13 protein-coding genes are annotated in these 14,233 nt (G+C 69.0%); 7 read left to right on the plus strand and 6 right to left on the minus strand.

Annotated elements, in window-relative coordinates; all coding sequences use genetic code 11:
* Window positions 1-188 precede the first annotated feature (188 nt).
* Window positions 189-1,307, plus strand: coding sequence for an alpha/beta hydrolase (locus tag VGL85_RS20365; RefSeq protein ID WP_331590856.1), 1,119 nt, complete (start codon window positions 189-191; stop codon window positions 1,305-1,307).
* Window positions 1,308-1,335: 28 nt separating this feature from the next.
* Here the strand turns inward: VGL85_RS20365 and VGL85_RS20370 are convergent, their stop codons facing one another.
* Both VGL85_RS20370 and cobS read right to left on the minus strand, forming a co-directional pair.
* Window positions 1,336-2,517 (minus strand): DUF3089 domain-containing protein, encoded by a 1,182-nt coding sequence (locus tag VGL85_RS20370; RefSeq protein ID WP_331590857.1) that lies wholly within the window; start codon window positions 2,515-2,517, stop codon window positions 1,336-1,338.
* 186 nt (window positions 2,518-2,703) lie between these two features.
* On the minus strand, window positions 2,704-3,705 hold the full coding sequence (gene cobS / locus VGL85_RS20375) for a cobaltochelatase subunit CobS (protein ID WP_331590858.1): 1,002 nt from the start codon (window positions 3,703-3,705) through the stop codon (window positions 2,704-2,706).
* 101 nt (window positions 3,706-3,806) lie between these two features.
* On the opposite strand from cobS, the gene VGL85_RS20380 reads away from it, so the two are divergent.
* A complete protein-coding gene (locus tag VGL85_RS20380; RefSeq protein WP_331590859.1) occupies window positions 3,807-4,679 on the plus strand; it encodes a TauD/TfdA family dioxygenase in 873 nt (290 codons plus the stop codon).
* Window positions 4,680-4,833: 154 nt separating this feature from the next.
* On the opposite strand, the gene VGL85_RS20385 is transcribed toward VGL85_RS20380, so the two are convergent.
* Together VGL85_RS20385 and VGL85_RS20390 are read right to left on the minus strand one after the other, a co-directional pair.
* Window positions 4,834-5,319 (minus strand): hypothetical protein, encoded by a 486-nt coding sequence (locus VGL85_RS20385; RefSeq protein WP_331590860.1) that lies wholly within the window; start codon window positions 5,317-5,319, stop codon window positions 4,834-4,836.
* Window positions 5,320-5,364: 45 nt separating this feature from the next.
* The gene (locus VGL85_RS20390; protein WP_331590861.1) at window positions 5,365-6,642 is read right to left on the minus strand and encodes an amidohydrolase family protein; all 1,278 of its coding nucleotides are present in this window, start codon (window positions 6,640-6,642) and stop codon (window positions 5,365-5,367) included.
* 83 nt (window positions 6,643-6,725) lie between these two features.
* Here VGL85_RS20390 and VGL85_RS20395 point away from each other — a divergent pair, with 83 nt between their 5' ends.
* The 3 genes from VGL85_RS20395 to VGL85_RS20405 all read left to right on the plus strand — a co-directional run bounded on the left by VGL85_RS20395 (window position 6,726) and on the right by VGL85_RS20405 (window position 8,583).
* The gene (locus tag VGL85_RS20395) at window positions 6,726-7,130 is read left to right on the plus strand and encodes a helix-turn-helix domain-containing protein (RefSeq protein ID WP_331590862.1); all 405 of its coding nucleotides are present in this window, start codon (window positions 6,726-6,728) and stop codon (window positions 7,128-7,130) included.
* An 11-nt stretch (window positions 7,131-7,141) separates the two neighbouring features.
* A complete protein-coding gene (locus VGL85_RS20400; RefSeq protein WP_331590863.1) occupies window positions 7,142-7,507 on the plus strand; it encodes a DUF4180 domain-containing protein in 366 nt (121 codons plus the stop codon).
* Window positions 7,508-7,569: 62 nt separating this feature from the next.
* Window positions 7,570-8,583: an aldo/keto reductase gene (locus VGL85_RS20405; RefSeq protein ID WP_331590864.1), complete on the plus strand. Its 1,014-nt coding sequence runs from the start codon at window positions 7,570-7,572 to the stop codon at window positions 8,581-8,583.
* 153 nt (window positions 8,584-8,736) lie between these two features.
* On the opposite strand, the gene VGL85_RS20410 is transcribed toward VGL85_RS20405, so the two are convergent.
* Together VGL85_RS20410 and VGL85_RS20415 are read right to left on the minus strand one after the other, a co-directional pair.
* The gene (locus tag VGL85_RS20410; RefSeq protein ID WP_331590865.1) at window positions 8,737-10,068 is read right to left on the minus strand and encodes a HAMP domain-containing sensor histidine kinase; all 1,332 of its coding nucleotides are present in this window, start codon (window positions 10,066-10,068) and stop codon (window positions 8,737-8,739) included.
* 31 nt (window positions 10,069-10,099) lie between these two features.
* Window positions 10,100-10,819, minus strand: coding sequence for a response regulator transcription factor (locus tag VGL85_RS20415; RefSeq protein WP_331590866.1), 720 nt, complete (start codon window positions 10,817-10,819; stop codon window positions 10,100-10,102).
* Between the two features lie 205 nt (window positions 10,820-11,024).
* On the opposite strand from VGL85_RS20415, the gene VGL85_RS20420 reads away from it, so the two are divergent.
* Both VGL85_RS20420 and VGL85_RS20425 read left to right on the plus strand, forming a co-directional pair.
* Window positions 11,025-13,373: a TonB-dependent receptor gene (locus VGL85_RS20420; protein ID WP_331590867.1), complete on the plus strand. Its 2,349-nt coding sequence runs from the start codon at window positions 11,025-11,027 to the stop codon at window positions 13,371-13,373.
* Window positions 13,373-14,050, plus strand: coding sequence for an acid phosphatase (locus VGL85_RS20425; RefSeq protein WP_331590868.1), 678 nt, complete (start codon window positions 13,373-13,375; stop codon window positions 14,048-14,050). Before VGL85_RS20420 ends, VGL85_RS20425 begins: the two co-directional genes overlap by 1 nt.
* Window positions 14,051-14,233: the final 183 nt, after the last annotated feature.

Raw genomic sequence — 14,233 nt, forward strand, 5'->3', positions numbered from 1 at the left:
AGAGGCCAGCTAAAGCTTTACCTGCAGGTCAAGGTTGGCACGCCAAAACCGCGAAAGCTAGACCACAACGACCCTGGGTGGCTCGCCGCCCATCGCCCTTGCCAAGCCCCCTATCACTGCTAGGTTCCGTGGGGTCAGCCGCCCGCGAACGAGGCGGCGGCAAACGGCCTTGGGAGGGGCTTCCAGCGATGCGGCGACTCTTGACGACAATCCGGACCATCGGCCTGGCGGCGGCCGGCCTGACCGCGCTCGCCGCCGGGGCCGCCTGCGCCCAGGCTGCGCCGGCCCACACCCTGCTGGGGATCGACTGCAACGCCCCGCCGGTCTGGCATTGCCCCGACACCGATTGCCCGAGCGCCCAGGTGACGCAGGAGGGCACGAGCGTGGAGATGAAGAGCCGCCGGCCGTTCTTCCTCGACTGCCCGAAGGACTATCACCCGGGCGAGAAGGTCAATGTCCTGCTCAGCCTCCACGGCGCCGGGTCCTACGGCAATTGGCAGCGCAACTACTTCCCGGCCATGGACGTGAAGGACAAGTACCGGCTGGTGATCATCACGCCCAACTCGCCCACCCGCGTCTGGTCCGAGGCGGACGACGAATACCTGCACAACCTGGTCGACTTGGTGGTGGGCGCGGTGGGCAAGGAGAACGTCGAGCACTTCATCCTGGCCGGCCACAGCCAGGGCGGGCTCACCTCCAACCGGATCATCTGCACCGACTATTTCAAGGACAAGGTCGACGTGCGCATCAGCCTGTCGGGCGGCCGCGTGGGACCGGTGACCCCGGCGAACCGCGGCTTCGGGGCAGGCGGCGTGCCCGTCTACAAGACCGGCGGCCCGCCGCCGCCGCCGGCGCCGCGGCGCGCCTTCCCGCCGGCCCCGCCCGGACCGCCGGGCGGCGCCTGCGACTACAGCTTCATCTTCTCCAACGGCGAGTATGAATCGATCCCGGCGGCGACCTCGCCGCTCGCCGACAAGTTCGGCTGCGCCCCGCGCGAGCAGCTGCCCGACATCATCGACCCCAAGCCCGGCTACGTCTGGGATTCCACCCGCCAGGACCCCGGCACCGACGGCTGGGGCCACTATCCGAAGTCCGGCCGCGCGCTCGCCTACGTGTTCCCGCGCTGCAAGGACGGCCGCGTCGTGGCCGACTTCGTCAAGCTGCAGAAGGGCCACACCGAGGGCTACGAGCCCAACATCACCGACGCCATCATCGGCCTGGCGGTGAAGGCCAAGGGCGGCAAGATCGCCAAGGGCTCCTGGACGCCCCCGCCGCCACCCCCGCCGCCCAGGGGCCTGTTCGGCTAAGCCCTTCTCCCGCCAGGGGAGAAGGCCGCTACTTCTTCGCCGCGTAGGCCTTGGCCTCGGCGCCCACCACGTCGACGATGTTGCCCATTTCCAGGTTGGCGTCGATCAGGTGCAGGCCCCAGGCGGCGTTGACCTGGCCGTTCTGCACCACGTCGCCGGCGATGGTGTCGGTGCGCGGGTCGGACGGCACGGCGTTCACGTGGACTTCCAGGTAGGAGAAGCCGTTCTTCTGCACGCACTCGGCGCTGAGCAGGCCGGGCACTGAGACGAAGGGCGTCTTGGGGTTCGGCTTGTCTTTCACCCAGCTGGTCTGGCCGCCGGAATTGACGATCTGCGTGCCGTTGGAAAGGTAGGAATGCAGGTCCGCCTTGCCGCCGCCCAGCGCGGCGGGATTGGCGCAGCCGGCGATCTGGCCCGCCTTCGGCGCCTTGCCGAACAGGCTGTTGGGCGGCGGCGGGATGGTGTCGCGGAAGCTGGCGTAGGCGATCACGCACTGCGTCTGGGTGGGCGACTTGCAGAGCGGGATGTCCTTGAACAGGCCCGTCTCCTTGCCCTCGTCGATCGGCAGGCGGGTGCCCATCAGGATGGCGGAGACCAGCTTCTTCTCCACCGGCTTGCCGTCGATCTCCTTGGCGATCAGCTGGGTCAGCACGCCCGAGCCCTGGCTGTGACCGACCAGAACCACGCCACGGCCATGGTTGTCGTGGGCCAGATAGTAGTTCCAGGCGTCGGACACGTCGTCATAGGAGGTCGTGCCGGCCGCCGGCCCGGGCGGCAGCGGCTTGCCCGACTGGCGCGCGCGCAGGGCGGTGAGCGTGAACTGGCGATAGAGCGGGGCATAGAGCCGGCACTTGGCCCCCAGCCTGGCGAACTGCGCCTTGACGACGTTGATCTCTTCCGGCCCCTCGTTCATGTCGCTGAGCACGCCCGGGTCGTTGGAGACCGTAGGATAGACGTAGAAGCAGTCGATCGGCGCCTTGGGGTCGGCCTTGAACGGCTCGGTGGTCTCGCTGCCGTCGGCCTTCACCACCGTCGTCGACAGGTCGACGTTGCAATAGTTCTTCGCCGTCTTGTCCGGCCGGCAGAGCCAGGTCTCGGGCTTGGCGTAGTCGTTCTTCGGATAGGCCGCCGTCTGGGCGCTCGCGGCCCCCGCGCTCAGCATCAAGGCCATCGCGCTCACACCCAGAGCGCCCAGCATCATCCTGGTCATCGGTTTCCCCCGCATTTCGTTGGTCAGCGTTGACCGCAGAATGGCGGGACACTCGCCAGGAGTCATCCCGGTTTTCGCGTCAGCGAAAGACCGGGACCCACTGGCGTCTGCGTTGGGGCTTGCCTGGGCGGGGAGTGTGCATGGATCCCGGACAAGCGCTGGCGCTTTCCGGGATGACACTCGGCGTTAGGCCACCCGCACCCGCGCCGTGCTTTCCGGCAGGTCCTGGCCGAAGGCGCGCTGGAAGAACTCGGCCACGGTGCCGCGCTCCAGCTCGTCGCACTTGTTCAGGAAGGTCATCCGGAAGCCGAGCGCGATGTCGCCGCCGAAGATCTCGGCGTTCTGGGCCCAGGTGATCACCGTGCGCGGGCTCATCACCGTGGAGATATCGCCGTTCATGAAGGCGTTGCGGGTCATGTCGGCCACGCGGACCATGGCGTTGATGGTGCGCTTGCCGTCGGCGGTGTTGTAGGTCGGCGCCTTGGCCAGCACGATCTCGGCCTCCACGTCGTGGGCCAGGTAGTTCAGCGTGGTGACGATCGACCAGCGGTCCATCTGGCCTTGGTTGATCTGCTGGGTGCCGTGATAGAGCCCCGTCGTGTCGCCCAGGCCGATGGTGTTGGTGGTCGAGAACAGCCGGAACCAGGGGTTCGGGCGGATCACCCGGTTCTGGTCGAGCAGGGTGAGCTTCCCTTGCGCCTCCAGCACCCGCTGGATCACGAACATCACGTCCGGGCGGCCGGCGTCGTATTCGTCGAATACCAGGGCGATCGGCCGCTGGATCGCCCAGGGCAGCATGCCTTCGCGGAATTCGGTGACCTGCTTGCCGTCCTTCAGCACGATGGCGTCCTTGCCGACCAGGTCGATGCGGCTGACGTGGCTGTCGAGGTTCACGCGCACCAGCGGCCAGTTCAGCCGCGCGGCCACCTGCTCGATGTGCGTCGACTTGCCGGTGCCGTGGTAGCCCTGGACCATCACGCGGCGGTCGTGGGCGAAGCCGGCCAGGATGGCGCGCGTGGTCTCCGGGTCGAACTTGTAGTTCTCGTCGAAGTCCGGGACGTGCGGATCGCGTTCCTTGAAGGCCGGGGCCTTGAAGTCGAAATCCACGTCGAAGGTCTCGCGCGCGCTCACCTGATGGTCCGGGACCATGGTGAGAAGCTTGTCGTCTTGGGTGTCGAAGGCGGTCATGGCGCGGTTCGATTACAGGCTTGCCGGAAGAGACGCAAACGGGTGTTTCATAAGGGGGCGCGACAGCCCAGCTGCAAGGGCCCGGCGCGGAGGAACAGCCCATGCTCCAGACAGCGGACGCCGACTACCGGACCATCGCGGTTACGCCGCAGCCCACCGGCTTCGGCGCGGAGATCACCGGCGTCGACCTGACCCGGCCCGTGCCGGCGTCCATCCTGGCCGAGGTCAAGGCCGCCTGGGCGCGCCATGGCGTCGTCGCCTTCCCCGACCAGCGCCTCAGCCTGGAGGCCCAGGAGGCCTTCACCGAACAGATGGGCGGCTTCGGCCACGACCCCTACATCAAGCCCATGGCCGGCCACCCCAATGTGCTGGAGCTGCGCCGCGAGCCGGACGAGAAGTCGCTGAACTTCGGAGCCGGCTGGCACTCCGACTGGAGCTTCCAGGACGCGCCCCCAGCCGCCACCATCCTGCATTCCAAGGTCGTCCCGCCGGTGGGCGGCGACACCCTGTTCGTCGACGCGGTCCGCGCCTATGAGGCGCTTTCGCCGGTGATGCAGGCAATGCTCGCGCCCCTGCGCGCGGTGCATTCGGCCAAGCAGTCCTACGGCACCAAGGGCGTCTTCTCGAAGGACACTGAGAAGCGGACCATGGAGATCATCGTCTCGGCCGAGGCGGACGGCTCGCTCACCCACCCCTTGGTCCGCACCCATCCGGTCACGGGCCGGAAGGCGCTCTACGTCTCGCCGGTTTACACCGTCGGCATCGAGGGCATGACCCACGAGGAGGCCAAGGCGATCCTGGCCTTCCTGTTCGCCCACCTGACCAAGGACGATTTCATCTACCGCCACAAATGGCGCGAGCAGATGCTGCTGATGTGGGACAACCGCTGCACCATGCACTTCGCCGAAGGCGGCTACGACGGCCACCTGCGGCTGATGCACCGCACGACCGTGAAGGGGGAAAGACCGCAATAGCGACTGTCATCCCGGAATGGCGCGAAGCGACATATCCGGGACCTATCGACTCTGAGGTGCGGAATGGCGCGCGGCGGGGCCGCGCCAAATCTTGGAGTACGGAGTCCATGTATCCCGGCCTTCGCCTGCGGCGAAACCGGGATGACACGCTTGGCTACCTCTTCTTCGCCGGAGCTCGCTTCGCAGGGGCCTTCTTCGCGGGCGCCGCGGCCGCCGCCGTTCCCCCCGTGCAGGTCGCCGCATGGATCTGCGACGTCAGGTCGTTGTTGACCTTGATCAGCCGGTGCAGCTCGTCCTGGATCTTCAGCAGGGCCTCGGCGTCCTTATAGGTCTGCAGGGCCTGTTTGTCCGACGCCGCGGCCGCGACCTTCTGGCCGACCATGATCACCGACAGCAAGACCAGCTGCAGGAAGGTCTGGGCGATCCAGCCGATCAGGGTCGCCGTGCCGCCCTGGATCGCCGCCGGCAGGCTGATGAACGCCAGGATCGCGAAGGCGTAGGCGCACCACATGGTGCCGACCAGGTTGGTGATCACGATGGCGATCTTGCCGTTCAGACTGGCCTGCTCGCCCTTGGTGGTGTGCGGCCCGGCCTTCTCGCGCTCGGCGATCCTCGGGTGCGGACTGTGTTCGACGCTCATCGTTGGGGTTTCCTCGGCTGTGTCGTTGGCGGTTTCTGGGGCTCGTCAGGGTTGGCGGTAGACCTTGCCGCCCCTCATCACGAAGCGGACGTCCTTCAGGACGGCGATGTCCCTGGTCGGGTCGCCGGCGAAGGCGGCGAGGTCGGCCAGGGCCCCCGGCTTCACCTCGCCCAGCGCGTTCGCGCGGCCGAGGATCCTGGCGTTGGTGGCGGTGGCCGCGGTCAGCGCCTGGACCGGCGTCATGCCGTCCTTCACCATCCAGGCGATCTCGCGCCAGCTCTCGCCGTGCGGGAAGACCCCGACGTCGGAGCCGGACCCGATGGTCACGCCGGACGCCAGCGCCCGCTTGAAGGCCTCGGCCGCCGCGGTCATGCCGGCCGTGGGCGGGCTCTTCCCGGGCACATAGTGCTGGAAGTAGATCGAGGTCGCCTCCGGCGCGGTCAGCGTCGGGATGTAGGCGATCCCCTTGTCCTTCATCAGCCTGAAGGTGGCCTCGGTGGCCCCATAGCCGTGCTCGATGGTGTCCACCCCGGCGTTCACCGCGTTCATGATCCCCGCGTCGCTGGCCGCGTGGACGGCGACCGGGCGGCCCGAGGCGTGGGCGATCTTCACGGCCGCGGCCATCTCCTGCTCGGTCAGCGTCGGCTTGGTCTCGCCGTTCGGCCCGGTGCGGTAGTCGCCGTAGAGTTTGATCCAGTCGGCCCCCATCGCCGACTGCTCGCGCACCGCGGCCATGATCTGCGCTTCGCCGCTGACCTCCTGGGCGCCCTGCGGCAGGTCGATGTCGGCGCGCCAGCCCTTCTTCGGGCCATAGGATCCGGTGGCGACGATGGCGCGGGTGGCGACGAACAGGCGCGGGCCGGCGATGATCCCCTCGTTGATCGCGCGCTTCAGCTGCACGTCGGCGTCGGCGGCGCCCTCGGTGCCCAGGTCGCGCTCGGTGGTGAAGCCGCTCATCAGGGTGCGGGTCGCGTCGCGCCCGGCGCGCAACACCCGATAGGTCGGCGCCTCCTTCAGCACCTGGTCGTCCCACACCACCTCGCCATAGGCGTGCAGCAGCAGGTGCGAGTGCAGCTCGATCAGTCCGGGCGTCAGTGTCAGGCCGGGCAGGGCGATCACCTGGGCGCCGCCCGGGGCCTTGACCTCGGCCTTCGGCCCCACGGCCACGATCTTCTCGCCATCCACCGCGACGACCCAGCCGGCGTGGGGCGCGGCGTCGCCGGCCGTCCAGACCGCCGCCGGCTCCAGCAGGTAGCGGCTCGGCGCATCGGCGGCGCGGGCGGCGGCGCACGCCATCAGGGCGCCGGCCGCGATTGTTCCCAATAAGGCTCTATTCAACGCAATTGACTCCTTGATAGGGAGTGATAGGGAATATTCAGGAACATTTCGCTGAGGCCCGACTCCCCATGTCGGAAGAAGTCTACACCGTCGAGCAGTTCGCCGAACGGCTGAAGCTGCACCCCAAGACCGTGCTGCGGTTCATCCGCGAAGGCCGGCTGCGCGCGGTCAAGCTGGGCAAGTCCTACCGCATCCTGCGCTCGGACTTCGACGCCTTCGCGGGCGTCGTCCCGAAGGAGCGGCCGGCCGGCGCGCGGGTCACCGCCATCGTCGACCTGCCGGGCATGTCGCCGGAGGCCGCCCAGCGGCTGGCCCGCGTGCTGCCCAGCGCCCGCATGGGCCAGACGGCCCATCCCGATCCGATGAGCATCGACGTGGTCCACGATCCCGACCGCGACCACGTCAAGGTGGTGCTGATCGGCGCCCCCGGCGACGTCGCCTCCATGCTGCGCATGGTCGAGACCCTCACCTAGGCGCTCCGGCCATGATCCGCGACATCGCCGGCGTGAAGGTCTTGCTCTGCCCGGACGAGGGGCCGTGCCTGGCCGAATACGCCAACCTCACCGTCCTGATCGGCGAGCTGTTCGGCGCGGGCGGCGTGGCGCTGGTGGCGATCCCGCTTTCGCGCCTCGGCCCGGACTTCCTGCGCCTGTCTTCCGGCGTGGCGGGCGAGGTGCTGCAGAAGCTGGTGAACTACCGCTTCCAGGTCGCGATTCTCGGCGACACCGCGCAGGCCCAGGCCGCCAGCGGCCCGCTGCGCGACTTCGTCCGCGAGTCCAACCGTGGGCGGACGGTCTGGTTCGCAGACGACCTGGCGGCTCTGGAGGCCAGGCTCGCGGGCGCAGTCTAGGCGGCGCTTGACGCCGGGGCGCCCGATGCGGCTTTTGCGCGGCGACCCCCAAGGAGCAGCCCATGGAAAAGCGCCGCGTCGGCCCGTTCGAAGTCTCCGCCATCGGCCTGGGCTGCATGAGCCTTTCCCACGGCTACGGCCCGGCCGCGCCGCGCGAGCGCGCCGAACAGGTGCTCAAGGGCGCGCTGGACGCCGGCTACACCTTCTTCGACACCGCCGCGGTCTACGGCCTGGGCCATAACGAGACCCTGGTGGGCGAGGTGCTGGGGCCGAATCGCGACCGGATCGTGCTGGCGTCCAAGTGCGGCATCACCATCGGCGACCAGCGCGGCATCGACGGCAGCCCCGCCAACCTCAGGGACACCTGTGAGCGCAGCCTTCGCCGCCTCAGGACCGAGGTCATCGACCTCTACTACCTGCACCGCTGGGACAAGCGCCGGCCGATCGAGGAGAGCGTGGGCGCGCTGGCCGACCTGGTCGCCGAGGGGAAGATCCGCGCCATCGGCCTCTCGGAAGTCTCCGGCCCGACCCTGCGCAAGGCCCACGCCGTCCACCCGATCGCCGCGGTGCAGAACGAATATTCGCCCTGGACCCGCAATCCCGAGATCGCCCTGATCGACGCCTGCCGCGAGACCGGGGCCACCCTGGTGGCCTTCTCGCCCGTCGGCCGCGGCTTCCTGGCCGGCGGGGCGAGCGATCCGGCCAAGTTCCAGGCCGGCGACATGCGCAGCGCCATGCCGCGCTTCCAGGGCGAGGCGCTGGCCGCCAACCTGAAGCTGCTGGCCGCCTTCGAGGCGCTCGCCGCCGAGGTCCCTTGCACCTCGGCCCAGCTCTGCCTGGCGTGGCTGATGGCCAAGGACCCGACCATCGTCTCCATCCCCGGCACGACGAGCCCCGGGCACATGGCCGAAAACGCCGCCGCCGCCGACCTCGTCCTGCCGCCCGGCCTGGTCGAGCGCATCGACACCGCGGTGAACGCCAGCACCGTTTCCGGCCCGCGCTACCCGCCCTTCATGCAGGCCAGCATCGACACCGAACTCACGCCCGCCGAGGCGAAGGCCGCGGAGCCCGCCTAGCTCGAATACACAAGGTCATGGCCGGGCTTGTCCCGGCCACCCATACGCGCTGGCGACGCAGGATAGAGCGGTCCCCGATGCCGTCGCCTTGCTTGCAATCGGCGGTGTTCAGGGGTGGCCGGGACAAGCCCGGCCATGACGGAAGAATAGGAATTAGCGCCGCGCCGCCGGGAAGGCGATCGAGACCTGAAGCCCCGGACCGGCGTCGGCCAGCTCCAGCCGCGCCCCGTGCCAGGTGGCGACCGACGAAGCGATCGCCAGGCCCAGCCCCGAGCCCGGCGTGCTGCGGCTGGCCTCCAGCCGGCCCAGCGGCGCCAGCGCCAAGTCGCGCAGGTCGGGCGCGATGCCCGGGCCATCGTCACGCACCACCAGCTTCGGCGCCCCGCCGTTCTCCTCCACCGTGAGCTCGATGCGCGCGCCGGCCGGGGTGTGGCGCAGCGCGTTCTCCAGTAGGTTGGCCAGCGCCTGGGCCACCAGGTCGGTGTCGCCGCGCACCGTGGCCCTTTCCATCCGCGCCTCCAGCCGGCGGCCGGAGTCCTCGATGTCGGGCCGCAGCGCCTCGGCCACGCGCCCGGCCACTTCGGTGAGGTCGATCAACGCGTCCGGCGCGGCGGCGCCCTCGATCTCGGCGAGCTGCAGCAGGGCGTCGAAAGTGTGCAGGATTTCCATGAACTCGGCATCCAGGCGGCGCACCTCCTCGGCCAGCAGCGGCGTCGCCTGGGCGGCGCGCGCCAGCCGCTCGAGCTTCTGGCGCAGGCGCGTCATCGGCCGGCGCATGTCGTGGGCGACGTCGGTGGTCACCCGGCGCAGCTGGCCGACCAGCCGGCTGATGCGGTCCAGCATGGCGTTCAGCGCCAGGCTCAAGTCGTCGATCTCGTCGGGAGCGGCGGCGCGCTGCACCGGCGCGCGCACGTCCAGCCGTCCCGCCGCCACCAGCGCCGCCGTCGCCGACAGTTCGTCCAGCCGCCGCCAGGTCCAGCGGGTGGTGAGGTAGGCCGTGGCCAGGCAGATCGCCACGCCCGCCGCCCCGCAGAGCGCCAGCAGGGCGGCCAGGTCGCGCATCTGCCGCTGCTCGGCGGAGAGGTCGCGCCCCACGGTCAGCCAGCCGCCGCCCGGCAGGGGCTCGGTGTAGGCCAGCGCCAGGCCGGTGGCCGCCGCCTCTCTCGTCCAGCCCTGGCGGGTCAGTCCGGCCAGCCGGGCGTCCCCCGCCAGATAGGCGCCGCCGGGGCCGGCGAGGCCGTACTCGAAGCCGTGCCAGAGCCGCGAGCGCTTGGCGACGGTGAAGGGCAGGTGGCCCACCCCCTTGTGCCGCCACTCGTCGTTCAGCGAGGCGACTTCGCCCCGGACGTCGGCGCGATAGGCCCGCTCGCTGATCTGGCGGATCGAGAGGCTGGCGAGCGCGCCGGCCACCGCGAAGGCCAGCACCAGGGCCACCGCCTGCAAGGTCAGCACCCGCACGCTGGTCCGCCGCCAGGCCCGGCGCAAGGCTCCCGCCGGGGCCGGCCGCGCGGCCGCTTCAGGCGTCCTGGATGACATAGCCCGCCCCGCGGATGGTGTGGATCAGGGGGGCGCCGCCGGCCTCGCCCAGCTTGGCCCGCAGGCGGCTGATGTGGGTTTCGACGATGTTGGTGCGCGGGTCGAAGCGGAAGCCCCAGACCTGTTCCAGCAGCATCTTGCGGGTCACCGGCTGACCGCGGCTCAGCAGCAGGACCTCCAGCAGCCGGTATTCCAGGGGCAGCAGGGCGATCGTCTGGCCGCCGCGGCGGACCTTGCGCTGCAGGCGGTCCAGCTCCAGGTCGGCGCAGGCCAGCGTCGTGGTCTCCGGCGTGCCGGGCCGGCTCCGCCGCCGGGCCAGCGCCTGCACCCGGGCCGCCAGCTCCTCGGCGTCGATCGGCTTGACCACATAGTCATCGCCGCCGCCCTGCAGCCCCGCGACCCGGTCGGCCACCGCGCCCATGGCCGTCAGGAACAGGGCCGGCGTCTCCACGCCGCGAGCCCGCAGGGCCTTCAGCAGCGACAGGCCATCGCGGCCGGGCAGCATGCGATCGACGATCAGCACGTCGAACGGCCCGTCGCCCTGGCCGGGCTCCAGCGCCCGCGCCCCGTCGTGGATGATTTCGGTGGCGATCCCGCAGGCGGCCAGGTCGCCGGCCATGTGCCCGGCGGCCTCGACGTCGTCCTCGATGATCAGCACGCGCAACAGGGCGGGTCCGGGCAGGGACGGAAGCGGCAGCATCGCGGGGCGCCTTCAGCCTGGCAAGATCACGTCAGGTTGAGATATCTCAATATTGATGTCGCTTATGTGACAGTCGATCGAATGCTGAAGAAAATCAAATCGCTGGTTGTGACGTCATAGAACTGTCAAATATTTGAGACGTTTGTTTAACTTGTGACTTGCGGGCTGTTGACGGCGTCTCCCCCACGAAATTTGGGGGATATTCATGCACAGCAGTCAATCCGCCGCGCGGTTGTCGCGGCTCCTCTGCGGTTCGGCCCTGGCGTCCGGGGCGCTCGGCCTCGTCCTGGCGATCGCCGCGCCCGCCTTCGCCGCCGAAGCCGGCGCTGGCGCTGACGCCGCGTCCGGTCCGGTGCACATCGACCCCGAGAAGCCGGACTACGGCCGCCAGGTCGAGGAGCTGGTGGTGATCGGCGAGCAGTCGAACTCCGGCCAGGCCACGGCGCCGGCCAAGGCCTCGCTGCAGGCCATCGAGCCGCAGACCATCATCGACCGCAAGGCGATCGACCAGTTCATCCCGGCCACCGCCGACTACACCCAGATCGTCAACCTCTCGCCCAGCGTCTCCGGAACCTCGAACAACGGCCCGGGCCTGGGCGAGGCGAAGTCCACCCTGCGCGGGTTCCAGGACGGCCAGTACAACATCACCTACGACGGCATCCCGTGGGGCGACGCCAACGGCCCGACGCACCACTCCACGTCCTTCTTCCCGTCCTCGACCATCGGCGCGGTGGTGGTCGACCGCGGCCCGGGTTCGGCCAGCCAGATGGGCGTCGCCAGCTTCGGCGGCTCGATCAACCTGTTCTCGCCCGAGGTCGACCACGTACGCGGTGGTTCGCAGTCGCTGACCTACGGTTCCTGGGACACCTGGATGGGGGTCACCAAGCTCAACACTGGCGACCTCGACCAGCTGAACGGTTCGCGCTTCCTGTTCAACTTCCAGCAGTTGGGGACCCAGGGCTACCTGAGCCACAACGACGCGCGCGCCGACAACGAGCTGGTCCGCGGCGTGATCCCGCTGGTCGACAGCTGGCAGCTGACGGTGCTGGCGACCTGGAACCAGACCCGCGTCCATGTGAACGACAACGCCGGCGCGACGCTCACCCAGGTGGCGCTGTTCGGGAAGAACTTCGCCCTCGACAACAATCCGGCGGACCCGACCTACTACAAGTACAACTTCGTCACCAAGCACACCTGGTTCAATTACGCGAAGCTGGACGGCGACATCACCTCGAGCCTGAAGCTCGATAACACCCTCTATTCCTACTACTATAAGAACGACACGGAATCGTCGCTCGACCCGACGCTGTCGCCCACCGACATCGCCAACAAGAACGGCCTCGCAACCACCCTCACGCCCGGCGGCAAGGCGGTCGCGAACGGCGACGTCCCCGGCTACACCAAGCTCAACGTCTACACGATCTACGGCGACATCCTGCACCTGGACCAGACGCTGCCGTTCGGCACGATCAAGGCCGGCGTCTGGCTGGAGACCGCCGACACCGGCCCGCGCGCCCGCTTCGACTACGACGCCACCTTGAGCCTGCTTGAGGGCGTGCGGGTGCCCGACTTCCGCCAGAAGGTGCTGCCGGGCGTGCCGCAGTTCCTCGAGTACAACCAGAATTCCGGCTGGCGTCAGTACGAGCCGTTCGTCGACTTCGAGTGGAAGGTGACCGACCAACTCACCCTGACGCCCGGCATCAAGTACATGAACGAAGACATCCACGTGGACGCGGATGTGAACCAGAAGTCGCGCCAGCCCTTCCACGGGAAGAAGGACTTCACCCAGACGCTCTATTTCTTCACGGCGAACTACAAGATCCAGCCGAACTGGTCGGCCTACGCCCAGTACGCCACCGGCTTTCTGGTGCCGGACATCAGCGTCACCCAGGTGGCCAGCCCGAACCTCAGCGACCTGAACCCGCAGACCTCGACCAACTACCAGCTGGGCACGGTCTACCACGGCGACCGCGTCACCCTGGACGCCGACGTCTACTACATCGACTTCAAGAACAAGCTGCAGACGGTGACGGTCACCGACCCCGTGGCGGGCCTGGAGACGGTCAACTTCAATCTCGGCGGGGCGATCTATAAGGGCGTGGAAGGCGTGGTCACCGTCCAGGTGAACCCCAATGTCTTCGTCTTCGCAAACGGCTCGATCAATTCGGCAAAGGCCGAGGGCGCCTCGACGACCATCGACGGGACGCCGGTCACCATCGTGGGCGGCAAGCAGATCGCCGGCGCGCCGGAATCCACCGCCGTCCTGGGCGCCTACTATCAGGACGAGCACTGGACCGCCTCGATCGCCGACAAGTACACCGGCGTCCAGTGGGGCGCGGAGGGCGAGCCGGCCGCCTACAAGATCCCCGGCTACCACTCCACCGACCTGACCCTGGTCTACCGGTTCGACCGCTATCGGATCGAGGGCGCCGTCTACAACCTCTTCGACAGCCAGAAGGTCACCAATATCAAGCCCGGGAAGACCGTGCCCTTCGACCAGTACTACTTCCAGCCGGAGCGGAACTATCAGATCTCGCTGAAGGTGAACTTCTGATGCGGACGTCCGTCGCGGGCTTTCTCCTGGCCCTGACGGCCGCGGGCGCGGCGATCGCCCCCTCAGTCGCCGCGCCCGTCCCACCTGCGGCGCAAGCCAAGGCCGCCAAGCCGCCGGCGGTCTCCAAGTTCCTGACGCCCGGCGAGCTCGACCCGGCCCAGCTGCTGCCGCCGCCGCCGGCCGACGGCTCGCCTGAGACCAAGGCCGAGCTCGCCGAGCTGCATCGCCTGGAGGCCGCCCGCACGCCGGAGCGCTTCGCCCTGGCCAGGCACGACGACGCCTTCGAGGACGTGACCTCGATCGCCGCTCCGTTGGGCCCGGCGTTCGACCTGACCCGCCTGCCGGCCACGGCGGCGCTCTTCGAGGACCTGCGCCACGAGGACAGCGTCGCGGTGGATCGCTTCAAGACCTATTTCGCGCGCACCCGCCCGATCACCGCCGACCCGTCGCTGAACCCCTGCAAGCACGGCAAGGACGGCAAGACCGCCTATCCCAGCGGCCACGCCACCATGGGCTATTCGGCCGCCGCAGTGCTGTCGAACCTGATGCCGCCCAAGGCCCAGGCGGTCCAGGCGCGGGCGGCGGACTACGCGGAAAGCCGGCTGATCTGCGAGGCGCACTACGGCGAGACATCGAGGCCGGCCACGTGCTGGGCGTGGCCCTGGTGGCCGAGCTGATGACCAAGCCCCGATTCCGCGCGGAGCTGGAGGCCGCCCGGGCCGAGCTCACCGCTGCGCGCATGGCGCCCTGAGGAGCGACCGGAATCGCAAGGCGGCCTGCAACAATCGCCTCTGGCAATTCCACATCTTGGCCCCAAATCAGGCTTAGCTATCGCTCCCTGAGTCGAGCGGACGGCTGAC

It is taken from the genome of Phenylobacterium sp. (assembly GCF_036501465.1).
Taxonomy (GTDB): Bacteria; Pseudomonadota; Alphaproteobacteria; order Caulobacterales; family Caulobacteraceae; genus Phenylobacterium.